This is a genomic window from Microbacterium ureisolvens (genome assembly GCF_015278315.1).
GTDB lineage: Bacteria > Actinomycetota > Actinomycetes > Actinomycetales > Microbacteriaceae > Microbacterium > Microbacterium ureisolvens.
This window is the reverse complement of record NZ_JADIJE010000009.1, coordinates 141,414-163,297: the sequence shown is the minus strand read 5'-3', so window position 1 is coordinate 163,297 and position 21,884 is coordinate 141,414. Positions and strand designations below refer to the sequence as shown.

The window sequence follows — 21,884 nt, the reverse complement described above, 5'->3', positions numbered from 1 at the left end:
CAGGTGCGCGACGATCAGACGTCGGCGACCTTGCGGCCCTTGTACTCGAGGAACAGCTCGGTGCCCTGCGAGTCGGTGACGACCTTCGCCTGGTGCGGACGGCTGTAGACGACCTTGCCGTTCTCGACGGTCTTGACGAGGGCGGGCGCCTCGGCCTTCCACTGCGCGCGACGCGAGCGCGTGTTGGAACGGGAGACCTTCCGCTTCGGGGGGTTGCCTGCCATGGCTTGCTCTTCTCTGTGTTCTCGACGCGGTCAGCCGCGGGAGCGCGGTGATTCGTCGTCGTTGGTCATGGTGAAGTCCTGGAGCGCAGCCCATCGTGGATCGAGAGGCTCGCTCTGCTGCGATCCGGTGCTCTCGGTCAGCCGCTCACCCGTGACCGGATCGAGGCCGGGGCAATCCGGCTGACACACCGGCTGAAATGGAAGCGACAGGACGACCGCTTCCCTGACCAGAGTTTCAAGATCCACGTGGTCGTCTTGAACCTCGAAGTCAGCTTCGTCCTCCCCAGGATACGCGAAAAGCTCCTGAAACTCGACTTTGACCCCCTCGGCGATGTCCGTGAGGCACCTGCCGCAGATGCCGGTGTACTCCGTCTCGACCTCGCCGGAGGCCAGGATCCCCTCGTGGACCGACTCGAGCCGCACGTCGACGACGAGCGGCTCGCCCGCAGCGACGGCGACGAGACCCTCGCCCCATTTGTCGGGCGCCGGGACGTCGAAGGTGTGCTCGCGCATCTCGCCCGGACGATGGACGATGTCGCGGACCGGGAGGACGAAGGGACCCGTCACATTCTTTCTGGCCACGGGTCCAGCCTAGCCGCGGGTGGACACCCCCAGCCGCGAAGCGGCTCAGATGCCGCGGGCGCCGGTGTCGAGGAAGCGCGCGACGGCGGGCGGCACGAACGGGGACACGTCGCCACCCAGCGATGCCACCTGCCGAACGAGCGAGCTCGACACGAGTGCGTGCGCCGGGTCGGGCAGGAGGAACACCGTCTCGACGTGGGCGAGATGACGGTTGACGATCGCCATGGGCGTCTCGTAGGCGACGTCCACCTGCGAGCGGATCCCCTTCACGAGCACGCCGGCTCCGACATCCGTCGCGTAGTCCACCAGCAGTCCCATGCTCCACGAGGCGACGACGACCTCGCCGTCGATGTCGGTCTCGGCGATCGACTGCTCCAGGAGCGCCTGACGCTGCGCGATCGGCAGCATCGCCTCCTTGCCGGGGTTGTGCACCACGAGCACGTGCAGCTGGTCGTACAGCGACGCCGCACGCCGGATGACATCGAGATGACCGAGGGTCGGCGGATCGAACGATCCCGGGACGACGGCGATCCGGCTGCTCATGCCGACCAGCCTACTGGCCCGCGGGGCACCGCCCGTCGCGCCTCAGTTCTTCGCGAGCGCGGCGCGCTCGGCCATGCCGACGTTGCGCTCGAGGGCGGCGGCCAGGCCGGGGTGACGCAGCAGGGCCGGGTCGTCGGCGAGCACCTGCTCCGCCGCGACGCGCGCTTCGGAGATGATGTCGGCGTCCTTCACGACCCGCAGCAGCCGCAGCGACGACCGCGCGCCGGACTGCGCGTCGCCGAGCACGTCGCCTTCCCCGCGCAGCTCGAGGTCGATCTCGGCCAGGGCGAACCCGTCCAGGGTCGATGCCACGGCATCCACCCGATCCCTCGCGGGTGTTCCGAGCGCCGCCTCCGTCACGAGCAGGCACAGGCCGGGCACCCCGCCGCGGCCGACCCGCCCGCGCAGCTGGTGCAGCTGCGACACGCCGAATCGGTCGGCCTCGAGGATCGCCATCGTCGAGGCGTTCGGCACGTCGACGCCCACCTCGACGACCGTGGTCGCCACGAGCACGTCGACGTCGCCGCGGGCGAAGGCCTGCATCACGGCATCCTTCTCATCCGAGGGCATCTTGCCGTGCAGGATCTCGACCCGGATGTCGGAGAACGACGGATGCCGCGACAGCAGCTCCGCGACCTGCACGACCCCCCAGCGGGTACGGCTCGCCTCGCCGCCCGTGTCGCCGGCCGGCTCATCGGCCGTGTCGTCCTTCGTGAGAGCCTCCGCGTCGATCGCGGCACACACCACGAACGCCTGGCGTCCCTGCCGCACCTCCTCCGCGATCCGCTCCCACACCCGCCCGAACCAGGCCGGGCGCACGTCGAGCGGCGCGACGAAGGTCTCGATGCCCGCGCGACCGGCGGGCATGGTGCGTATCGTCGACACGTCGAGGTCACCGAAGACCGTCATCGCGACGGTGCGCGGGATGGGCGTGGCCGTGAGCACGAGGGCGTGCGGGGACGAGCCCTTCGCGCGCAGCGACTCGCGCTGCTCGACGCCGAACCGGTGCTGCTCGTCGACGACGACGAGCCCCAGGTCGGCGAAGGTGGTGCTCTCGCTCAGCAGCGCGTGCGTGCCCACCACGATGCGCGCCTGGCCGGAGGCGGCCCGCAGCGCCGCCTTGCGGCGCTCGGCGGCGGGGAGCTGGCCGGTGAGGAGCGTCGGCATGAGCTCCGGCGCCAGCTGCGGCCCCAGCATCCGGGCGATCGAGCGCACGTGCTGTGCGGCGAGAACCTCGGTCGGGGCGATCAGCGCGGACTGGCCGCCGTCCTGCGCGACCTGGAGCATGGCGCGCAGCGCGACCAGCGTCTTGCCGGATCCGACCTCGCCCTGCACGAGCCGGTTCATCGGCCAGTCGCCCTGGAGATCGCGCGCGACGTCCTCGCCGACCGTCACCTGGTCGGGCGTCCGCGGGAACGGCAGGGCGGCGTCGAATCGCTCGAGGAGCGCGCCCGGCGCTCGCTTCGTCGCCGACAGCGCTCGCACGAACTGACGCTGCTGCAGCAGCGCGACCTGGAGCACGAACGCCTCCTGCATGCGCAGCGTCTCGCGGGCGAGCTCGATCTCTCCGAAGGCCTTCGGCCGATGGATCCGCTCGATGGCGGTGCGCGCGTGGAGCAGACCGTGCCGAGCGCGCAGCTCGTCGGTCAGCGGCTCCGGCACCTCCCCCAGCCCGTCGAGCACGAGCTCGACGATCTTCTGCAGCTGCCAGCTCGCGACGGTGCTCGTCGCGGGGTAGATGGGGATCGGCAGGTTCGCGTTGGCCTGGGCGGTGAGACGCGCCTGTTCCTCGTCCTCGAACAGCTCGTAGTCGGGGTGGGCGAGCTGCTTGGCGCCGCGATACTCGCCCACCTTGCCGGCGAAGATCCCCCGACGACCGGGCCGAAGGTCTTTGACGCGCCAGGACTGGTTGAAGAAGGTCAGCGAGAGCTCGCCGTTGCCGTCGCTGATCACGACCTCGAGCAGCGAGCCGTTGCGGTTCTTCATCCGGCGCTCGTTCACCCGACGCACTTCGGCGACGATCGTCACCGGTTCACCGACGGGGAGCGAGGAGATGAGCGTCAGCTCGCCTCTCCGGGCGTACCGCCGCGGGTAGTGCACGAGCAGATCGCCGACGGTCGACATGCCGAAGGCGCGTTCGAGCGCGGCCGCCGTCTTCCCGCCGATCGCGCCGCCGAGGCTCGATTCGAGCGTGAAGGAGGCCACGCGACGAGTCTAGGTTCGACCGGCGACGTCCCGCGCGCGAGAGGGGCAGGAGCCCGAGGGCGCACCCGGGGTGCGATCTGCGCTCGCTCGCTCGAATGACGGGCGCGCAGGCCGTTATCGTGAGGGGGTGACGCGCATCATCGCCGGCCGTGCGGGCTCGCTCTCTCTCGACGTTCCCGACGCCGGCACCCGCCCGACCAGCGATCGCGTCCGAGAGTCGCTGTTCGGAGCGCTCGAGTCCGCAGATGCGCTGCGGGGCGCCGCCGTGCTGGATCTCTACGCCGGCTCGGGCGCCCTCGCCCTGGAGGCCGTCAGCCGCGGCGCGGCGTCCGCCGACCTCGTCGAGAAGTCCGCCAAGGCCGCGGCGGTGGCTCAGCGCAACGCCGGACGGGTCGCCAAGGCGGTCGGAAGGGATGCCGCGATCCGCGTGCATCGCTCGTCCGCCGACGCCTTCCTGCGCGCCGCGCGAGGGCCGTTCGACCTCGTGTTCCTGGATCCGCCCTACGACGTCGGCGAGACCGAACTCGCGTCGACGCTGGCGCTGCTGGCACCGCTGCTCATCACGGGTGCGGATGTCGTCATCGAACGCGCCGCGCGATCCCCGGAGCCGGCGCTGCCCGACGGGATGATCGCGACGCGCAGCAAGCGCTACGGCGACACGGCGCTGTGGTGGGCGACGACGTCGGACTGAACGGGTCGTCCCTCCCACACCTCGGTGCCGTCGAAGCCGACGTCGCGTGTGATGCGCAGGTATCCGCTGCCGTCGAGGACGAGGTGGAACGTGGTCGCGTCCTGCAGCAGCCGCAGGTCGGCGGTGAAGGTCTCCCCCGTCCACCCGCCCGAGACCGCGACCCGGTCGCCGTACCAGAAGCGGTCGGCGGAAGGATCAGCCGCGAGGATGCCGTCCGACCACGCGTCCGGACGACACACCAGCTCCCGGCCGTCGATCTCGAGCACCCCCTCCGACACGCGCAGCGAGCGCACCGGCCCCTCGTACTCGTAGGCGACCTCGCCCGCGCGCACCTCGCCGCCGACGGCGGGCACAGGTGTGGGCACGGCGGGCTCGCCCGCCGGCTCCGTCGTGTCGAACGCCGGGAGCAGGAACTCCCACAGGGCGTCCAGCGGCTGCTGCATGTCGGGGAGCCCTCCCGTGATCGCCACCACGGCGTCGTGGCCCGGCAGGACGACGACGTACTGGCCGAAGGCGCCGTCACCGCGGTAGGCATCGTGGCGGCACCGCCAGAACTGGAAACCGTAGCCCTGATTCCAATCGCGGTCGCCCGGCTCGTTGTCGACCTGCTTGCTGGTGGCCTGCTCGATCCACTCGGCGGGCACCAGGCGGCGCCCTTCCCAGACACCGCCCTGCAGGAGCAGCTGGCCGAAGACGGCCAGCTCCTCGGGACGGATCGACAGGCCGAACCCGCCGGCGTCGACGCCGGCGGGGCTCTGCTCCCAGACCGGCTCGCGGAACCCCAGCGGATCGAACAGGCGCGGGCGCAGGTAGTCCAGCAGCCGTTGCCCGCTCCGCAGCTGCACGATCTGCGACAGCACATGGGTCGCAGGGGTGTTGTACAGCCAGTGCGTCCCCGGTGCGTACCGCAGCTCGGCCGCCAGCGCGGCGCGCACCCAGTCGTCCTCCCAGAGCGGGCTCTCCTGCGCGTGCCCGGTCGTCATCGTGAGCAGGTGGCGCACCCGGAGCGCGCGCAGATGCTCGGACGGGTCATCCGGTGCGAAGTCGGGAAGGAGGTCGAGCACGCGGTCGTCGATCCCGAACAGACCCTCCGAGACCGCGAGGCCCACGGCGATCGAGGTGAAGCTCTTGCTGACCGAGTACATCGCGGTCGGCAGCTCGCGGTCGTACGGCGCCCACGTCGCCTCGGCGATCACGTGGCCGTGTCTGACGACCGTCAAGGTATGGATCTGGTCGACCCCGTCGAGGGCGGAGATCAGGCGCGCGATCGCCGCGGACGGCACGGATCGGAGCTCGGGCGTCGAGCGCGGGAGGAGGTGCGTCACCGTGTCACCGTAGCGGTCCGGGCCGACATCGCGCGTCAGCCCGTACCCGAGTCCCAATCCCGATACGGATCCCAGCCGCCGCGACCCTCGTACGCTCGACCGTCGACCAGCACGGGCTCGTCACCGCGCGCACGCACCAGGCCCACGCGCACGAAGCCGTGCGGCAGCGGCCGGTCGGGTGGGAACGCGGCCAGCAGCGCGTGATCTTCGCCACCCGCGAGCGCCGAGGCGGGGTCGCGACCGAGGAGCGGGGACTCGAGGGCGATGGTGACGCCGGATGCCGCAGCCATGCGGGAGGCGTCCAGCACGAGTCCGTCGGAGACGTCCATCATCGCTGTCGCGCCGGCATCCGCCGCGTCCGGGCCGAGCCACACCGGCGGCGACGGCCGCAGCTGCGCGTTCAGGTCGGCGAGGTCCTCAGCGGCCAGGAGGCTCTCGTCGACGGGGATCGGCCGGCCCTCGGCATCCGTGAACCGCTCGAACAGGGTCCGCAGGCCCCGCGCGGCGCGCCCGAGTTCGCCCGCCACCGCGACGACATCGCCGGGGGCGGCCCCCGAACGCAGCACCGGCCGGCGGCCCGCCAGCGCTCCCAGCGCCGTCACGGCGACGGTGAGCGTGTCGGAGACCGTGAGGTCGCCGCCCTCGACGCGACAGCCGGGCGCCAGATCGCGGCACGCCGCGCGCAGGCCGTCCGCCAGACCCGTCACGAACGACAGCCGCGTCGCGTCCGGCATCGCGAGTGCGACGAGCAGCGCCGTGGGGGTGGCGCCCATGGCGGCGATGTCGGCGAGGTTCACGGCGGCGGCCTTGTAGCCGAGGTCGAAGGCGCTCGACCAGGCGAGGCGGAAGTCCGGACCGTGCACCAGCGTGTCGACGGTCGCGACGACCCGCCCGTCGGCCGCGGCGATGACGGCGGCGTCGTCGCCCGGACCGACCAGGGCGTTCGACCCGCCCAATCGCTCGAGGATCCCTCGCAGGATGCGCCCCTCGCTGAGCTCGCCCACCGTCGGATCCTCGCGCTCTTCGACCACCCGACCACGCTACCGTCGCCGACAGGTCGGGTCGCGCGGCCGGGTTAGCCTGGAAAGGTGCGTGTTCTCCCCACCTTCGTCGCCATCGGTCTCGCTGCGGTCGCGGCGGTCGGCCTGACGGGCTGCAGCACGACGGTCGACCTCGACCCGGCACCCGCGGCGAACGACCCGCTGTGCGCGGAGGTGACGTCGAATCTGCCCGGCACTGTCGGCGGAGAGCCGCGCCGGTGGACGGACGCACAGGCGACCGGCGCGTGGGGAGAGCCGTCCACGGTGCTGCTCACGTGCGGGGTGGAGCCTCCCGGGCCGACCACGCTCCGCTGCGAGGAGGTCGCGGGCGTCGACTGGATCATCGACGACAGCGACGCGCCGCGCTTCCGCGTCACGACCTTCGGACGCACCCCTGCGGTCGAGATCTACCTCGACACGACGGCCGACGACGCGGGGAACGGCGTCTCGAGCCGCGATGTGCTCGATGCCCTGTCGCCGATCGTGAGCGTGCTCCCCGTCGACGGTCAGTGCCTCGACCGCGACGAAGCGACCACCGCGCCCTGATCCCGGGCGCCGCTCTCGTCAGCGGACGGATGCCGCCGCGGTCACTGCACCGGCGCGCTCGAGTGCGGTGTCGACGAGCTCGGTGATCAGCTCGCCGTACGACATCCCCGAGGCGATCCAGCACTTCGGGAACATCGAGATCGGTGTGAAGCCCGGCATGGTGTTGAGCTCGTTGACGTAGAGGCCGTCGGCGGTGAGGAAGAAGTCGACACGGGCGAGTCCCTTGCCGTCCACGGCGAGGAACGAGCGGATGCCGAGCTCCTGGATCGCCGCGATCTCGGCGTCGGTCAGATCGGCGGGGCACACCACATCGGCCCCGTCGCCGCCGAGGTATTTGCCCTCGAAGTCGTAGAACTCGCGAGTGGTGAGCACGATCTCACCGGGGAGCGACGCACGAGGCGCTGCTCCGCCGCGCCCCTCGAGGATCGCCACCTCGACCTCGCGGCCGGCGATCGCCGACTCGATCAGGACCTTGTCGTCCTCGGCGAAGGCGAGGGCGAGGGCCGCCTCGAGCTCGGATCCGTCGTGGACCTTCGAGACGCCGACGCTCGACCCCGCGCGCGCGGGCTTGACGAATGACGGCTCACCCAGGGCCGCGGCATCCGCTCGCACCCCCTCGGGGTCGCTCTCCCAGCGCGCGCGCGTGACGGTGACCCACGGCGAGACCGGCACACCGGCGGCGGCGAGCACGATCTTCATGAAGTGCTTGTCCATGCACAGCGCCGAGTCGAGCACGCCTCCGCCCGCGTACGGGATGCCGAGGGTGTCGAAGAAGCCCTGGACCGTGCCGTCCTCGCCGTGGAGGCCGTGGAGGATCGGCAGCACGACGTCCAGACGCCCGAGCTCGTCGAGCGCGCCGTCGGCACGACGCACCCGGAGGGTGCGGTCGGCGCCCCCCTCGGGCCACACGACGCGGGTGCCGTTGTCGACGACCTCGGGGAGCCGCTCGGCGTCGAGCGCGAACTTGTCGGGGTCGTCGTCCTCGAGGACGAACACGCCGTCCCGGGTGATCCCGACGGGGATCACCCGATAGCGGTCACGGTCGATCGCTCGCAGCACCCCGCCCGCCGTTGCGGAACTGATCGAGTGCTCGCTGGATCGACCGCCAAAGAGCACCGCCACCGCCGGCTTGTCCATTCGTCGTCCTCTCGCCCTGGGGGGTGTCGTCATCCGTCGTGAGATGCGGCGCGATGTCGCGCGGGTTCATGGTTCCGTCGAGGACCATCTTCACCTGCTCGACGATGGGCATCTGCACGCCCACCTCTCGCGCCAGCTGCAGGATCGGCGCGACGGACGCCAGGCCCTCCGCCGTCTGGTTCATCTGCTTGACGACGTCGTCGAAGCGGTAGCCCTGGCCGAGCAGGCGCCCGGCGGTGTTGTTGCGGCTGAGCGGCGACTGGCACGTCGCGATGAGGTCGCCGAGCCCGGCGAGCCCCTGCAGGGTCTCGGGCTGCGCGCCGAACGCCACCGCGAAGTCGGTCATCTCGACCAGGCCGCGCGTGATGATCGACGCCTTGGTGTTCTCGCCGTAGCCCACGCCGTCGACGATGCCGATCGCGACCGCGATGAGGTTCTTGAGCACGCCGCCGAACTCGGTGCCGATGACGTCGGTGTTGACGAAGCTGCGGAAGTAGCGGTTCCGGGCCAGTCGGGCCACCGCTTCGGCGGTCTCCTGGCTGGTCGACGAGATCACCGCGGCCGTGGGCTGCTCGCGCGCGATCTCGAGTGCGAGGTTCGGGCCGGAGGCGACGGCGACCCGCGCCGGATCGCAGTGCAGCTCCTGCTCGATGACCTGGCTCATGCGCAGGCCGGTGCGGCGCTCCACACCCTTCATGAGCGACACGATGGGCGCCTCGGTCTTCGAGATCAGCGGGCGCACGGCCTTGAGGTTCTGGCGGACCGCCTGGCTGGGGATCGAAAGGTAGATCTGGTCGGCGCCGTCCAGCGCCTCCGACAGATGGTGCGTGGCGTGCATGTCGCGGGGCAGGTTGATCCCCGGAAGGTACTCGCTGTTGCGCTTACCCTCCTGGATCTCGGTCGCGAGCTCGGGGCGGCGGGCCCACATGGTCACGTGTGCGCCGCCGTCCGCCAGGATCTTCCCGAACGTCGTGCCCCAGCTGCCCGCGCCGATGACGGCGACGCGCGGGCGCCCGGCATCCCTACGGCTCAAGGCGTCCCGTCTCCTTCTGGCCGTGATCGGCCGGATTCCACCGCTCGGCAGGGGCGGGCTCGCCGCGCAGCTGCGCCAGCAGTCCCGCGATGTCGGCCATCACGACGTCCGTCGCCTCGACGAGCGCGGTCTGCGACGACGCGGCGTCGGCGTACGCCGACAGGTCGACCGGGTCGCCCACCAGCACGCGCACACGGCGGCGCAGCGGCCACAGCTTCAGCTTGCCGTAGCGAGGCAGCACCTGCTGAGCGCCCCAGTGCGCCATCGGGATGACCGGGATGCCGCCGGCCAGCGCCAGCCGGACCGCGCCGGTCTTGCCGCGCATGGGCCAGAGGTCGGGCTCGCGGGTGAGCGAGCCCTCCGGGTAGACGATGACGCCGCGACCGTGGCGCACGAGGGTCTCGGACGCCTCGAGCGTGGCCCGCGCCGCTGCGGCGGAGGTCGCCCGCGCGACCGGAACCATGCCGGTGGCACGCAGCGCCCAGCCCAGCACCGGCACGCGGAAGAGGCTCTCCTTCGCCATGAACCGCGGTGCGCGCCCCAGCCGCCAGACGGCCAGTGCGACCACCAGCGGGTCGATCTCGCTGACGTGGTTCGGGGCCAGGACGTAGGCGCCCTCGCGGGGCAGCTTCTCCCCGCCCTCGACCTCGACCTTGAAGATCAGGCCGAGCAGCGGCACCACGATGGCCGCCAGCGGCCAGAAGACACTCGGACGGGTCTTCTCCGCCGAAGCCCGCGGTCGATCGCTCGCCACCGGACTATCCGATGACGTCGAAGTCGGCGCCGAGCTGGTCGAGCTTGGCGAAGAACTTCTCGTAGCCGCGCCGGATGATCCCGACGTTGCGCACGATCGACTCGCCCTCGGCAGCCAGTGCGGCGATCACGTAGCTGTAGCCGCCACGGAGGTCGGGGACGACGACATCCGCGCCGTGCAGGGGTGTCGGGCCGTTGATGACGGCGGCCTGCTCGAGGGCGCGGCGCGGAACACGACGGCCGGGTGCGTCGATGCCGTCGCTGTGCACGACGATGTCGGCACCCATCAGGTTCAGCGCCTCGGTGAACCCGAGCCGGTTCTCGTACACCGTCTCGTGCACGGTCGACTCGCCCTGGGCCTGCGTGAGGGCCACGATCAGCGGCTGCTGCCAGTCGGTCATGAAGCCGGGGTGGACGTCGGTCTCGACCACGACGGGCTTCAGTGCGCCGTCGCGCCGGAACTGGATCCCGTCCTCGCGGACGTCGAACCAGCCGCCGGCCTTGCGGAAGACGTTGAGGAACGTCAGCATCTCCTGCTGACGCGCGCCGCCGACGAAGATGTCGCCGTCTGTGGCGAGGGCCGCGCACGCCCACGAGGCGGCCTCGTTGCGGTCGAAGATCGCCCGGTGGTCATAGCCGCGCAGCGAGTCGACGCCCTCGATGAAGATGACGCGGTTCGGCTCGTACGAGATGATCGCCCCCATCTTCTGCAGCACGGCGATCAGGTCCATGATCTCGGGCTCGATCGCCGCGTTGCGCAGCTCGGTGACGCCCTTGGCACGCACAGCCGTCAGCAGCACCTGCTCGGTCGCACCCACGCTGGGGTAGGGCAGCTCGATGTTCGCGCCGTGGAGTCCGTTCGGCGCCGTGATGCGGATGCCCTCGTAGCTCTTGTCGACGACGGCGCCGAACGCGCGCAGCGCGTCCATGTGGAAGTTGATCGGGCGGTCGCCGATGCGGCAGCCGCCGAGGTCGGGGATGAGCGCCTCGCCGAGGAGGTGCAGGAGCGGCCCGCAGAAGAGGATCGGGATGCGCGATGCCCCGGCGTGCGCGTCGATCTCCTCGAAGTGCGCGGCGACGGCGCCGCTCGGGTCGAGGTGGATCGTGCCCTCCTCCTCGCCGTCGACGACGCGGACGCCGTGGACCTCGAGGAGGGACCGGACCACCTGGACGTCGCTGATGTCGGGAACGTCGCGCAGCGTGCTCGCGGTCTCTCCGAGCAGGGCCGCGACCATCGCCTTCGTGACGAGGTTCTTGGCGCCCTTGACCTCGACGCGCCCCGTCAGCGGGCGTCCGCCTCGGATCGCCAGTACTTCACCGGTCACTTCCTGCTCCCCCGCCTTCGCAGTCGTGCTCTCGCCTGCGGCGACATTCAGAAGTGGCTTCATCCGGTGGTCCTCACTTGGTGTGCACGAGGGTGCTTTGCGGCGGTCGGGCGCCCGGGTTCGGGCGCCCGGCCCGGCTTACGGAACGGGAAGCGTCCGCGGCCGCCACGCCTCTCGGCGAGCCTCGAACTGCGCGATCTTGTCTTCGTCGCGCAGCGTGAGCCCGATGTCGTCGAGCCCTTCGAGAAGCCGCCACCTAGTGTAATCATCGATCTCGAAAGCGAGCCTCAGCTCGCCGATCGTCGCCGTCCGGGCCTCGAGGTCCACCGTCATGGTGGCTCCCGGGTTCGCTTCGAGCGCCGCCCACGCCGCCTCGAGATCGCTCTCCGAGATCACACCGGCCACCAGGCCCTGCTTGCCGGCGTTGCCGCGGAAGATGTCGGCGAACCGCGGGCTCAGCACGACCTTGAAGCCGTAGTCGCGCAGCGCCCACACGGCGTGCTCGCGGCTCGAGCCGGTGCCGAAGTCGGGGCCGGCGACGAGGATGCTGGCCTGCGAATACACCGGCTGATTGAGGACGAAGTCGGGGTCCTGCCGCCAGCTCGCGAAGAGGGCGTCCTCGAAACCCGTCTTGGTCACGCGCTTGAGGTATACGGCGGGGATGATCTGGTCCGTGTCGACCGCGGAGCGCTTGAGCGGGGCGGCGACGCCGTTGTGAGTGGTGAACTTGTCCATGTCAGACCTCCGTGCCCTCGGCTGCGGCTGCGGCTGCGACCGGCGCCGGAAGATCGCTCGGGCTCGCCAGCCGCCCCAGAACGGCGGTGGCGGCGGCGACGAGCGGCGAGACGAGATGCGTGCGTCCGCCCTTGCCCTGCCGGCCCTCGAAGTTGCGGTTGCTCGTCGAGGCGCAGCGCTCCCCCGGCGCGAGCTGATCGGGGTTCATGCCCAGGCACATCGAGCAGCCGGCGAATCGCCACTCCGCCCCGAACTCCTGGAAGACCTTGTCGAGGCCCTCGGCCTCCGCCTCGAGGCGGACGCGGGCGGAGCCGGGAACGACCATCACGCGCACGCCGTCGGCCTTCTTGCGGCCCTCGATGACCGACGCGAACGCGCGCAGATCCTCGATCCGGCTGTTGGTGCACGATCCCATGAACACGGCGTCGACGGGCACCTGCTTGAGCGGAGTGCCGGGGACCAGGTCCATGTACTCCAGCGCGCGCTCGGCGGCGGCACGCTCGTTGGGATCGGCGAAGTCGTCCGGCGAGGGCACGCTGTCACTCAGCGAGACGCCCTGGCCGGGGTTCGTGCCCCAGGTGACGAAGGGCTCCAGCTCATTCGCGTCGAGGAAGACCTCCGCGTCGTAGACGGCGCCCTCGTCGCTGGGGAGCGTCTGCCAGTAGGCGACCGCGTCGTCCCAGTCCTGCCCCTTCGGCGCGTGCGGCCGGCCCTCGAGGTAGGCGAACGTCGTCTCGTCGGGTGCCACCATGCCGGCTCGGGCACCTGCCTCGATCGACATGTTGCAGATCGTCATGCGGCCCTCCATCGAGAGCGACCGGATGGCACTGCCGCGGTATTCCAGCACGTAGCCCTGGCCGCCGTTGGTGCCGATCTTGGCGATGACGGCCAGGATGATGTCCTTGGCCGTGACGCCGGGCTTCAACTCGCCCTCGACGGTGATCGCCATCGTCTTGAAGGGCTTGAGCGGCAGCGTCTGGGTCGCCAGCACGTGCTCGACCTCGCTCGTGCCGATGCCGAAGGCCATCGCACCGAAGGCTCCGTGCGTCGAGGTGTGCGAGTCGCCGCAGACGACGGTGATCCCGGGCATTGTCAGCCCCAGCTGGGGACCCACGACATGCACGATCCCCTGCTCCGCGTCGCCCAGCGAGTGAAGGCGGACGCCGAACTCCGCGGCGTTGCGGCGCAGCGTCTCGATCTGCGTGCGGCTGGTCAGGTCGGCGATCGGCTTGTCGATGTCGAGCGTCGGGGTGTTGTGGTCCTCGGTCGCGATCGTGAGGTCGAGACGCCGCACCGGGCGCCCCTCCGCACGGAGGCCGTCGAACGCCTGCGGGCTCGTGACCTCGTGGACCAGGTGGAGGTCGATGTAGATCAGGTCGGGCTGACCGTCCTCGCCCTTGACGACGAGATGGTCGTCCCAGACCTTCTCGGCGAGGGTCCGCGGGCGATCGGGAATGCTCGGTGCGTCGGGAATGCTCATTGCTCAGTTCTCCTCAGAAGGGATCAAGCCCGCGACGAAACTCCGCGACGAGAGAGGCCTGGGAACTAGGACTCGTCGCGGCCGCTAAGGAGGAGGCGAGCGATCCGCACGTGCCCAGGCTACCACCGCCGTCGCGCGGCCCCGGTCGCCCCTGTCACACGGCGTCCCCTCACGGCGGCGCCTGCGGCCAGGGGGCTCCCTCGTAGATCCAGACCTCGACGGCATCCTCGTCGAGCACGAACCGCACCACTGTTCCCGACGGGAAGTGCTCCGTCCACTGCTGACGCCAGGCCACCGGCACGTCGACGATCTCGACGACGGGCTGCGCCGGAGGCGGCACGCACCCCACCCCCAGGAGGTCATCGGTGACCGGCTCGAAGACGAGCAGGCACTCGTTGCCGAGCCCGCTGCGCGCCGACCACACCTCGAGCCCGAGGATCGACTCGAATCCGCGGAGAGAGGCCTTGCCGACCATCTGCCGCCGCGCGTAGTCGGCGAGCCGGAGCACCTGTTCGCTCGGGGCGGCGCCTGTCGGGCGCAGCGTCGCGTCGGGGCGAGGTGCCGCCCACGCGAGCCAGCCCGCGCCAGCCGCGGCGATGAGCGTGGCGACGGCCGCCCCCGCGACGAATGATCCCGCCCGGGAGCGGCGCCACCACCCCGGCCGCACCGGTTCGGCATCGCCGCCGGTCCCCCGCGGCGCCTGGGCCGCAGCGGACGGCCGCCGCTGGCCTTCCGACCGGACTGCGGCCGCACGGCGCGTCTCGAGCTCGGCGAGCCGCGCGACGGCGACGGGGTCGGCGTCGATGTCGGCGTCCACTCCGTACGCGCGTTCCCTCAGGGCGGTCAGCTCGGCGTCGAGAGCGCCGTCCGCGGGGACTCCCCCGCTCCGCATGGCGGAAGTATGGCACCGCGCCGGGCCGTCGACAACGGCCCAGCGCAGAGGTCAGCGGCTGTCGTCGGAGTGCGGCTGTTCGACGGTGGGCGGGGTGCCCTTCTCGTCGGCCACGACGGCGGCCGCGGCATCCGGCGTCCCCGCCCGCCGCTCGCGCGCCGACGCGATGAGGCTCGCGATCGTCGCGACGGCCATCGAGAGGATGATCACACCCAGCGACATCCAGGTGGAGATCTCGGGTGCCCACTCGATGTGCTCGCCGTTGTTGATGAACGGCAGCTCGTTCACGTGCATGGCGTGGAAGACGAGCTTGAGTCCGATGAAGGCGAGGATGAACGCGATGCCGTAGTGGAGGTAGCGCAGGCGGTCGAGCAGGTCGCCGAGCAGGAAGTAGAGCTGGCGCAGACCCATGAGGGCGAAGATGTTCGCCGTGAACACGATGAACGCGCTCTGGGTGATGCCGAAGATCGCGGGGATGGAGTCGATCGCGAACAGCAGGTCGGTGACACCGATCGCCGCGAAGACGATGATCATCGGCGTCCACATCTTCTTGCCGTCCACGACGGTGCGGATCTTCGCGCCGTCGTAGTGGTCGCTGATGTCGATGGTGCGGCGGAGCAGGCGGACGACGAAGGCCTCCTGCTTCACCTCGTCGTCGTGGGCGCCGCCGGGGAAGGCCTGCCGCCATGCCGTCCACACCAGGAACGCGCCGAAGATGTAGAACACCCAGCTGAACTGCTCGATGACGGCCGCGCCGACGAGGATGAAGATGCCGCGGAGCACCAGCGCGATGATGATGCCGACCATCAGGACTTCCTGCTGGTAGCGGCGCGGCACCGCGAACTGGCTCATGATGAGGACGAAGACGAAGAGGTTGTCGATCGACAGGCTGTACTCGGTGAGCCAGCCGGCGACGAACTGCCCCGCGTACTCGGGTCCGGCGACGATCCACATGATGCCCGCGAAGATGAGGGCCAGGGTCACGTAGAACACGACCCACAGCGTCGACTCGCGCGTGGACGGGATGTGCGGGCGCTTCAGGATCAGCAGCAGGTCCGCGAGCAGGATCAGGGAGAGGATCACGAGGGATCCGATTTCGAACCACAGCGGGAGTTCGAGGTCCATTCAGGGCCTTTCGAAGTGGGGAAAGTATGAGGGGTCGGTCGACGCCGAAAGTCTCTCCCCCGCGGGCCGATCGGCCTGCGGCGCGTACCCGGGGTCGCGGTGTCGGGACCCGTGATGACGGATGCGCGGTGACGGGATACTCCCTCTCGCTCGGATCAGGATACAGGCGGGATGCGGGCTCCGTGCGCCGTGAGACGATGCGGGCGATGCGGACACTGACAGGGTGAGAGATGATTCGGAGGATGGGGATGGCCGACGACGACCCGCCGGGCGCCACCGGCGACGCCGAGCTCGTGGAACTGGCCGCGGGCGGGAGCGAGCACGCCTTCCGCACGCTCTACCGCGCGTACGTGCGGCCGGTGTACTGGATGGCGCACGGGCTGGTCAGCAATCCCGCCGATGCGGAGGAGGTCACGCAGGAGACGTTCCTCGTCGCCTGGCGCAAGCTTCCCGGCCTCGACCTCGCCGGCGATTCGCTGCTGCCCTGGCTGGCGACGATCTGCCGGTACCAGAGCGCCAACCGCATCCGCCGCCAGCGCCGCGATCGCGAGTACACCACGGCAGGCGTCGACGAGACCATCCCGGCGACGGTCGACGTCGAGCAGCAGGTGATCGACGAGCGCCTGGCAGAGGCGATCCTCCAAGAGGTCGCCGGGCTCGGCGACCTCGATCGGGCGATCTTCCGGCTCTGCACCACCGAGGGGTACGCCTACCAGGCCGCCGCCGATGAGCTCGGTGTGGCCCACGGCGTCGTCCGCAATCGTCTCTCCCGCATCCGCACCCGTCTGCGGACCGTCGTGAAGGAGAGCACATGAACACCCAGCCTTCGGGAACCCCGGCGTCCCTGCCCCAACTCACCCCCGAGCGCATCGACGAGATCGAGGGCGCACTGTTCGCCGACATCGCCCGCGAGCGCGCGCGCCAGACAGACCGGCGCACGCGACGCGGCCGGCTGTGGCTTGCAGGCGGCGCGGCCGCGGCCGTCATCGCGGTCGCGGCCGTCATCGCACCGTCTGTCGGGTCGCTCGTGAACGGATCGGGCGGTTCCTCCTCGGATGAGTCCGCCGTCGCGCCGGTGGCACCCGCCGACGGTGCGGGCTCCGAGAGCGGGTCCGACGCGGCCGTGACCGACTCCCGCGACGCCGCGCCCCTGACGATCGGCCCCGAGTCCTCGGGCCAGGGCGCCGCGGGCGGCGTCTCCGGAGCGGCGCAGACCGACCGCGACATCATCACCACGGCCTCGGCGACGGTCAGGGTCGACGAGGTCGACGCGGCGGTGCGCGCGATCGGCAACTCGGCGGTCGCCCACGGCGGCTACGTCGAGTCGATGAGCGTCGGCGGCGACGGCACCGTGTATCCCATGACGCCGGAGGGCGGCATGGTCTACGACACCTACCCCGCCCCCGAGCCCACCGACGGAGCCTGGATCACCGTCCGGGTGCCCTCCGACCAGCTGACCGGCGTGGTCGAGGAGCTCGACGATGTCGGCGAGGTCACCGCCACGAACGTCTCCCGACAGGACGTCACCGATCAGACGCTCGACCTCGAGGCGCGGATCGAGGCGGCGGAGGCGTCGGTGGACCGTCTCACCGCACTGATGGCCCAGGCGGAGAGCGTCGCCGACCTCATCGCGGCGGAGTCGGCCCTGGCCGAGCGCCAGGCCCTGCTCGAGTCCTACCAGCAGCAGCTCGACATGCTCGATGACCAGGTAGCGATGTCGACGCTCTCGGTCACCATCGTCCCCGACGTCGAACCCGTCGCTGCCGACCCCGCCGGCTTCGGCGACGGCCTGGCGGCCGGCTGGAACGGACTCGTGGCCACCCTCAACGGCATCGTCGTCGCCCTCGGATTCCTGATCCCCTGGCTCGCCGTCGCCGCCGTGGTCGGGTTCGTCGTATGGGGCATCGTCCGCCTCGTGCGCCGGCGCCGGCAACGGCGCGCCGACGAGGCGGCGCGGGCCGCGGCATCCGTCTCCGACGAACGGGGCTGACGGATGCCGCGCCTCGGCCCGCGAAACCGCTCGACGGACGCGGGATGATCCGGGCGGCCGGAGCCGCGCGCCACGGCCTAGGGAGTCGGCCACCCCTCCCCTAGGGAGAACCCCCATTCCCCTCGACAGCGCGGATCCGCGGGCGTAGCGTCCTCCACGCCGGGCGCCGTGTCCGGACTGGGGAGGGCAATTCAGATGAGCATCAGATCGCGAGCAGCTGCCGGCGTGGTCTTCGGACTCGTCCTGGGCATCGCGGGCGCGAGTTCCGCCGGCGCAGCACCGGTGGCGTACCCCGTCGACGTCGTCGTGCACACGGAGAGTCTCGAAGGACCCAACGACTTCGAGGGGAACATCGAGGGATGCGAGACGGGGACCGTCGTCGACGTGAACGCCAAGGCGAACTTCACGCCGTGGGGCGGCGTGTTCATCGGCGACAAGGAGTTCACCTGCGACAGCGGGAACGGCGGCTTCACCGTGCGGCTCAAGGCACGGTTCGGTGAGCCGGGCTCGACGGGCACATGGACACTCGTCGACGCGTGGGGGCTTTACGAGGGCGTGAAGGCGTCCGGATCACTGGTCGGGACGTACACCCCCACGGGTGGGATCGACGACCACTACATCGGCACCGCTCGCTGAGCGCGGCGCGCCGGTCGTGGCGAGGACATGCGCGGACGTCCCGCAGGATGGGCCCGAGATGCGAAGAAGCCCCGAGCCTTGGCAGGCCCGGGGCTTCTTGTCGGTGACCCCAGCGGGATTCGAACCCGCGTTACCGCCGTGAGAGGGCGGCGTACTAGGCCGCTATACGATGGGGCCGTACAGCGCGCCGCAACCGGGATTGCGACGTTGTTGCCTGACTGGTGACCCCAGCGGGATTCGAACCCGCGTTACCGCCGTGAGAGGGCGGCGTACTAGGCCGCTATACGATGGGGCCGTTCAGGCAACCGTTCGATTATGCCACGGCGCTCATGCCCGCTCCAAATCGGCGCGGGCATCGCGGTTCCGCTTGCCCGTGCGACGGCCGGGCGCTTGACTCGAGGCATGCGAGTCACGAAGTTCGAGCACGCCACTCTCACCATCGTCGACACCGGCAAGACGCTGGTCATCGACCCGGGATCCTTCACCGCCCCACTGGGCGAGCTCGAGGGGGTCGTCGGCATCGTGATCACCCACGAGCACCCCGACCACTGGACGGCGGACCACCTCGACCGCATCCTCGGAACGTTCCCCGGCATCCCGATCTTCGCGCCGGAGGGAGTCGCCAAGGTGGCCGTGGACTACGACATCACGCTGGTGCACCCCGGCGACATCATCGAGCTCGATCCCTTCCGGCTCGAATTCTTCGGGGGCAAGCACGCGGTGATCCACGAGTCGATCCCGGTCGTCGACAACGTCGGCGTCCTCGTGAACGACGAGTTCTACTACCCGGGCGACTCGTACGCGGTGCCCGAGGGGCGTTCGGTGAAGCTCCTGGCCTCCCCCGTCGGCGCACCCTGGCTCAAGATCGGCGAGGCGATGGACTTCGTGCTCGCCGTCGCGCCGCGACGCGTGTTCGGCACGCACGACATGACGCTGTCGGTCGCCGGCCGCGACATGGGCCGGGCGCGGCTCGCATGGGCTGCCGAGCAAGGCGGCGGCGAGCTGGTGGCGCTGAACCCCGGCGAGGGCACCGACATCTGACGCTATCGGTCCCCAGACGCGGACGACGGATGCCGCGGCAGCTTCGATCTGCGGCATCCGTCGTCTCGTCTTCCCGTGCGGCGCTCGAGCCGGACGGTGGATCAGCGTCTACTGTGCGTCGAGGTCGGTCTCCAGGAGGCTCACCAGCGCGTCGAGCGCATCGTCCGCGCCGTCGCCGTCGGCCTTGAGGGTGACGACGGTGCCCTGCGAGGCGCCGAGGCCCATCAGCGACAGGATGCTGCCCGCGTTGAGGTCGGGGCCGCCCTCGACGGCGATGGTGACCGGGACGGGCTGCGCCTGCACGGCCTGCACGAAGAGCTTCGCGGGGCGGGCGTGGAGTCCTGAGCTGCTGGCGATGGTGGCCTGACGTTCTGCCATTGTTCTCTCCTGTCTGCGTCGGACCTCGGCGGTCGACGCTTCCGATTCTGTCGGACGACGGCCTCAGGCCGCCACGGGTACGGCCATCTCGGTGGCTTCGGCCTGCTCGAGCTCTTTGCGGCCCACCCACTTCTTCAGGGCGATGACGACGAGCGCCGTGACGACCGTGCCGGCCGCGATCGCTACCAGGAAGCCCCAGATCGGGTTGATCGCGAAGAGGACGAACACGCCGCCGTGCGGAGCCAGCGACTCGACGGCGAACGCCATGCTCAGCGCACCGGTCACCGCGCCACCGACCATGGATGCGGGGATGACCCGCAGCGGGTCGGCGGCAGCGAACGGGATCGCCCCCTCGCTGATGAACGCGGCGCCGAGCAGCCACGCGGCCTTGCCGTTCTCGCGCTCGACCGGCGGGAACAGGTTGCGTGCCAGGACGGTGGAGGCCAGCGCCATCGCGAGCGGCGGCACCATCCCCGCCGCCATGACCGCCGCCATGATGTAGTACGGCGTGGGATTGTCGGCCGAGCCGGCGGCGAGGCCGGCCACGGCGAACGCGTACGCGACCTTGTTGATCGGTCCGCCCAGGTCGAAGCACATCATGAGGCCGAGGATGACGCCGACCACGATGATGCCCGCGGTGCCGGCGAGGTCGGTCAGCCAGACATTCAGCCATTCCATCAGCGTCGCGATGGGCCGACCGAGGAAGAGGATCATCAGCCCCGAGGCCACGATCGAGGCGAGCAGCGGGATGATCACGACCGGCATCAGGCCGCGCAGCCAGCGGGGCACGCTCCACGAGCCGATCCACCAGGCGGTGACACCGGCGAGCAGGCCGCCGACGATGCCGCCGATGAAGCCCGCGTTCATGAGCACCGCGACAGCGCCGGCGACGAAGCCGGGTGCGATGCCCGGCCGGTCGGCGATCGCGAACGCGATGTAGCCGGACAGCGCCGACACCAGGAATCCCATGGACGTGGCGCCGATCATGAAGAAGACCGAGCCGAGGTACTGGCCCAGCGGTCCGTAGTTCGACGTGATGTCTTCAGTGGGAAGATCCCACAGAGAGTTCTGGATGATCACGTTGGCGGCGTTGTCGGTGACGTTGTAGCCGCCCAGGAGGAAGCCGAGCGCGATCAGCAGACCGCCGCCCGCGACGAACGGGATCATGTAGCTCACGCCGGTGAGGAGGATCCGCTGGATGCGGGCGCCCCAGGACAGCGTCTCGGCCGGGGCCGCGGAAGCGGCGGAGGCCTCGCCGCCGACCCGGGTGGCCGACGGGTCGCTCACCGCGGCGACGGCCTCGGAGATGAGCTGGCCCGGCTGCTCGATGCCGCGCTTGACCCCGGAGCGCACCACGGGCTTGCCAGCGAACCGCTGCTGGTCGCGCACGTCGACGTCGGTGGCGAAGATGACGGCGTCGGCACCCCGGATCACGTCTGCGGGCAGCGCCTGGTAGCCGCTCGAGCCCTGCGGCTCGACGACGAGGTTGACGCCCGCCTTCTTGCCGGCTGCGGTGAGCGCATCGGCTGCCATGAAGGTGTGGGCGATGCCGGTGGCGCACGCGGTGACGGCGATGATCCGCGCGGGCCGTCCGTCGACCGTGAGCCCGTCGCCCGCGGGTGCGGCGGCGTCCGGTGCGGCGGCTGCGTCGGCGGCCGGTGCGGCGGCTGCGGCGGCGGCCGGTGCGGCGGCGGGTGCGGCATCCCTTTCGCCGATCGCCGTCTGCACGATCGCGACCACGTCCTCGTCGGTGGTCGCGGCGCGCAGCCCAGAGGTGAAGTCCTCCTGCATCAGGCTGCGGGCGAGCTTGGACAGGACCGCGAGGTGCGCTTCGGCCGCGTCGGCCGGAGCGGCGATGAGGAAGACGAGGTCGGCGGCGCCGTCCGGCGCACCGAAGTCGACGCCCGGAGTCAGCCGCGCGAACGCGAGTGACGGCGTCGTGACCGCGGCGCTCTTGGCGTGCGGGATCGCGATCCCGCCGGGGAGCCCGGTCTCGTCCTTCTGCTCGCGCGCCCATGCGTCGTCGAAGAGCGCATCGGCGTCGGTCGCGCGGCCCTGCGCGACGACGCGTGCGGCGAGCGACCGGATGACGGCGGCCTTGTCGGCGCCCAGTGGCGCGTCGAGGCTCACCAGGCCTGTGGTGATGGTGTCGGACACGGTGACCTCCTGCGGTCGTGGGTGGGTGGGTGCTGGGCGAGTCGAG

General features: G+C 70.8%; 22 protein-coding genes and 2 tRNA genes. 6 read left to right on the top strand and 18 right to left on the bottom strand.

Annotation, left to right across the window (positions count from 1 at the left end; all coding sequences use genetic code 11):
- Positions 1 to 14 precede the first annotated feature (14 nt).
- The 4 genes from rpmF to IM767_RS14645 all read right to left on the bottom strand — a co-directional run bounded on the left by rpmF (position 15) and on the right by IM767_RS14645 (position 3,554).
- Positions 15 to 224 (bottom strand): 50S ribosomal protein L32, encoded by a 210-nt coding sequence (gene rpmF, locus IM767_RS14660; RefSeq protein ID WP_050721097.1) that lies wholly within the window; start codon positions 222 to 224, stop codon positions 15 to 17.
- Between the two features lie 30 nt (positions 225 to 254).
- On the bottom strand, positions 255 to 737 hold the full coding sequence (locus IM767_RS14655) for a YceD family protein (RefSeq protein ID WP_198425968.1): 483 nt from the start codon (positions 735 to 737) through the stop codon (positions 255 to 257).
- 114 nt (positions 738 to 851) lie between these two features.
- A complete protein-coding gene (gene coaD / locus IM767_RS14650) occupies positions 852 to 1,349 on the bottom strand; it encodes a pantetheine-phosphate adenylyltransferase (RefSeq protein ID WP_109210631.1) in 498 nt (165 codons plus the stop codon).
- Positions 1,350 to 1,391: 42 nt separating this feature from the next.
- On the bottom strand, positions 1,392 to 3,554 hold the full coding sequence (locus IM767_RS14645) for an ATP-dependent DNA helicase RecG (RefSeq protein WP_109210632.1): 2,163 nt from the start codon (positions 3,552 to 3,554) through the stop codon (positions 1,392 to 1,394).
- Between the two features lie 127 nt (positions 3,555 to 3,681).
- Between IM767_RS14645 and rsmD the strand changes: the two genes are divergently transcribed.
- Positions 3,682 to 4,245, top strand: a complete 564-nt coding sequence (rsmD, locus tag IM767_RS14640) for a 16S rRNA (guanine(966)-N(2))-methyltransferase RsmD (protein ID WP_109210633.1) — start codon at positions 3,682 to 3,684, stop codon at positions 4,243 to 4,245.
- On the opposite strand, the gene IM767_RS14635 is transcribed toward rsmD, so the two are convergent.
- Both IM767_RS14635 and thiL read right to left on the bottom strand, forming a co-directional pair.
- Positions 4,203 to 5,570 (bottom strand): serine hydrolase domain-containing protein, encoded by a 1,368-nt coding sequence (locus IM767_RS14635; RefSeq protein ID WP_162564295.1) that lies wholly within the window; start codon positions 5,568 to 5,570, stop codon positions 4,203 to 4,205. The two genes, rsmD and IM767_RS14635, sit on opposite strands and share 43 nt — an antisense overlap.
- 35 nt (positions 5,571 to 5,605) lie before the next feature.
- Positions 5,606 to 6,601 carry a thiamine-phosphate kinase gene (thiL, locus tag IM767_RS14630; protein WP_109210635.1) on the bottom strand — a complete coding sequence of 332 codons (996 nt, stop codon included), beginning with the start codon at positions 6,599 to 6,601 and terminating at the stop codon, positions 5,606 to 5,608.
- 57 nt (positions 6,602 to 6,658) lie between these two features.
- Between thiL and IM767_RS14625 the strand changes: the two genes are divergently transcribed.
- Positions 6,659 to 7,156, top strand: coding sequence for a DUF3515 family protein (locus tag IM767_RS14625; protein WP_109210636.1), 498 nt, complete (start codon positions 6,659 to 6,661; stop codon positions 7,154 to 7,156).
- Between the two features lie 18 nt (positions 7,157 to 7,174).
- Here the strand turns inward: IM767_RS14625 and IM767_RS14620 are convergent, their stop codons facing one another.
- From IM767_RS14620 to IM767_RS14585, 8 genes are all read right to left on the bottom strand, one after another.
- The gene (locus tag IM767_RS14620) at positions 7,175 to 8,293 is read right to left on the bottom strand and encodes a D-alanine--D-alanine ligase family protein (protein ID WP_109210637.1); all 1,119 of its coding nucleotides are present in this window, start codon (positions 8,291 to 8,293) and stop codon (positions 7,175 to 7,177) included.
- Positions 8,193 to 9,326, bottom strand: a complete 1,134-nt coding sequence (locus tag IM767_RS14615; RefSeq protein WP_109210638.1) for an NAD(P)H-dependent glycerol-3-phosphate dehydrogenase — start codon at positions 9,324 to 9,326, stop codon at positions 8,193 to 8,195. The genes IM767_RS14620 and IM767_RS14615 overlap by 101 nt, the downstream gene beginning before the upstream one ends.
- Positions 9,316 to 10,080 carry a lysophospholipid acyltransferase family protein gene (locus IM767_RS14610; protein ID WP_109210639.1) on the bottom strand — a complete coding sequence of 255 codons (765 nt, stop codon included), beginning with the start codon at positions 10,078 to 10,080 and terminating at the stop codon, positions 9,316 to 9,318. Before IM767_RS14610 ends, IM767_RS14615 begins: the two co-directional genes overlap by 11 nt.
- Positions 10,081 to 10,084: 4 nt before the next feature.
- Complete coding sequence (murA, locus tag IM767_RS14605; protein WP_239453307.1) at positions 10,085 to 11,467, bottom strand: UDP-N-acetylglucosamine 1-carboxyvinyltransferase; 1,383 nt, start codon at positions 11,465 to 11,467, stop codon at positions 10,085 to 10,087.
- A gap of 75 nt (positions 11,468 to 11,542) precedes the next feature.
- The gene (gene leuD / locus IM767_RS14600; RefSeq protein ID WP_109210640.1) at positions 11,543 to 12,139 is read right to left on the bottom strand and encodes a 3-isopropylmalate dehydratase small subunit; all 597 of its coding nucleotides are present in this window, start codon (positions 12,137 to 12,139) and stop codon (positions 11,543 to 11,545) included.
- A 1-nt stretch (position 12,140) separates the two neighbouring features.
- Positions 12,141 to 13,619: a 3-isopropylmalate dehydratase large subunit gene (leuC, locus tag IM767_RS14595; protein ID WP_109210641.1), complete on the bottom strand. Its 1,479-nt coding sequence runs from the start codon at positions 13,617 to 13,619 to the stop codon at positions 12,141 to 12,143.
- 169 nt (positions 13,620 to 13,788) lie between these two features.
- Positions 13,789 to 14,511 carry a hypothetical protein gene (locus IM767_RS14590; protein WP_109210642.1) on the bottom strand — a complete coding sequence of 241 codons (723 nt, stop codon included), beginning with the start codon at positions 14,509 to 14,511 and terminating at the stop codon, positions 13,789 to 13,791.
- 51 nt (positions 14,512 to 14,562) lie between these two features.
- On the bottom strand, positions 14,563 to 15,636 hold the full coding sequence (locus IM767_RS14585) for a TerC family protein (RefSeq protein ID WP_109210643.1): 1,074 nt from the start codon (positions 15,634 to 15,636) through the stop codon (positions 14,563 to 14,565).
- Positions 15,637 to 15,884: 248 nt separating this feature from the next.
- Between IM767_RS14585 and IM767_RS14580 the strand changes: the two genes are divergently transcribed.
- The 3 genes from IM767_RS14580 to IM767_RS14570 all read left to right on the top strand — a co-directional run bounded on the left by IM767_RS14580 (position 15,885) and on the right by IM767_RS14570 (position 18,262).
- Positions 15,885 to 16,451, top strand: coding sequence for an RNA polymerase sigma factor (locus tag IM767_RS14580; RefSeq protein ID WP_109210644.1), 567 nt, complete (start codon positions 15,885 to 15,887; stop codon positions 16,449 to 16,451).
- Positions 16,448 to 17,626 (top strand): DUF4349 domain-containing protein, encoded by a 1,179-nt coding sequence (locus IM767_RS14575; RefSeq protein WP_109210645.1) that lies wholly within the window; start codon positions 16,448 to 16,450, stop codon positions 17,624 to 17,626. The genes IM767_RS14580 and IM767_RS14575 overlap by 4 nt, the downstream gene beginning before the upstream one ends.
- 195 nt (positions 17,627 to 17,821) lie before the next feature.
- Positions 17,822 to 18,262: a hypothetical protein gene (locus IM767_RS14570; RefSeq protein ID WP_162564296.1), complete on the top strand. Its 441-nt coding sequence runs from the start codon at positions 17,822 to 17,824 to the stop codon at positions 18,260 to 18,262.
- 104 nt (positions 18,263 to 18,366) lie between these two features.
- Here IM767_RS14570 and IM767_RS14565 read toward each other — a convergent pair.
- Both IM767_RS14565 and IM767_RS14560 read right to left on the bottom strand, forming a co-directional pair.
- Positions 18,367 to 18,439 (bottom strand) — tRNA-Glu (locus IM767_RS14565).
- Between the two features lie 42 nt (positions 18,440 to 18,481).
- Positions 18,482 to 18,557: transfer RNA gene (locus IM767_RS14560), tRNA-Glu, on the bottom strand.
- A 107-nt stretch (positions 18,558 to 18,664) separates the two neighbouring features.
- Here IM767_RS14560 and IM767_RS14555 point away from each other — a divergent pair.
- Positions 18,665 to 19,303 carry an MBL fold metallo-hydrolase gene (locus tag IM767_RS14555; protein WP_109210647.1) on the top strand — a complete coding sequence of 213 codons (639 nt, stop codon included), beginning with the start codon at positions 18,665 to 18,667 and terminating at the stop codon, positions 19,301 to 19,303.
- Positions 19,304 to 19,411: 108 nt separating this feature from the next.
- On the opposite strand, the gene IM767_RS14550 is transcribed toward IM767_RS14555, so the two are convergent.
- Positions 19,412 to 19,681 carry an HPr family phosphocarrier protein gene (locus IM767_RS14550; RefSeq protein ID WP_109210648.1) on the bottom strand — a complete coding sequence of 90 codons (270 nt, stop codon included), beginning with the start codon at positions 19,679 to 19,681 and terminating at the stop codon, positions 19,412 to 19,414.
- 63 nt (positions 19,682 to 19,744) lie between these two features.
- Entirely contained in the window at positions 19,745 to 21,838 is a 2,094-nt protein-coding gene (locus IM767_RS14545) for a PTS fructose transporter subunit IIABC (RefSeq protein WP_109210649.1), read from the bottom strand.
- Positions 21,839 to 21,884: the final 46 nt, after the last annotated feature.

Excerpts from the sequence above, each read along its gene's own strand:
- rpmF (WP_050721097.1), bottom strand. The coding sequence starts at position 224 with ATGGCAGGCAACCCCCCGAAGCGGAAGGTCTCCCGTTCCAACACGCGC.
- leuC (WP_109210641.1), bottom strand. The coding sequence starts at position 13,619 with ATGAGCATTCCCGACGCACCGAGCATTCCCGATCGCCCGCGGACCCTC.
- IM767_RS14555 (WP_109210647.1), top strand. The coding sequence starts at position 18,665 with ATGCGAGTCACGAAGTTCGAGCACGCCACTCTCACCATCGTCGACACC.
- murA (WP_239453307.1), bottom strand. The coding sequence starts at position 11,467 with ATGAAGCCACTTCTGAATGTCGCCGCAGGCGAGAGCACGACTGCGAAG.
- IM767_RS14585 (WP_109210643.1), bottom strand. The coding sequence starts at position 15,636 with ATGGACCTCGAACTCCCGCTGTGGTTCGAAATCGGATCCCTCGTGATC.
- IM767_RS14580 (WP_109210644.1), top strand. The coding sequence starts at position 15,885 with ATGGCCGACGACGACCCGCCGGGCGCCACCGGCGACGCCGAGCTCGTG.
- IM767_RS14550 (WP_109210648.1), bottom strand. The coding sequence starts at position 19,681 with ATGGCAGAACGTCAGGCCACCATCGCCAGCAGCTCAGGACTCCACGCC.
- IM767_RS14575 (WP_109210645.1), top strand. The coding sequence starts at position 16,448 with ATGAACACCCAGCCTTCGGGAACCCCGGCGTCCCTGCCCCAACTCACC.
- leuD (WP_109210640.1), bottom strand. The coding sequence starts at position 12,139 with ATGGACAAGTTCACCACTCACAACGGCGTCGCCGCCCCGCTCAAGCGC.
- IM767_RS14570 (WP_162564296.1), top strand. The coding sequence starts at position 17,822 with ATGAGCATCAGATCGCGAGCAGCTGCCGGCGTGGTCTTCGGACTCGTC.
- IM767_RS14620 (WP_109210637.1), bottom strand. The coding sequence starts at position 8,293 with ATGGACAAGCCGGCGGTGGCGGTGCTCTTTGGCGGTCGATCCAGCGAG.
- coaD (WP_109210631.1), bottom strand. The coding sequence starts at position 1,349 with ATGAGCAGCCGGATCGCCGTCGTCCCGGGATCGTTCGATCCGCCGACC.
- IM767_RS14655 (WP_198425968.1), bottom strand. The coding sequence starts at position 737 with ATGCGCGAGCACACCTTCGACGTCCCGGCGCCCGACAAATGGGGCGAG.
- IM767_RS14590 (WP_109210642.1), bottom strand. The coding sequence starts at position 14,511 with ATGCGGAGCGGGGGAGTCCCCGCGGACGGCGCTCTCGACGCCGAGCTG.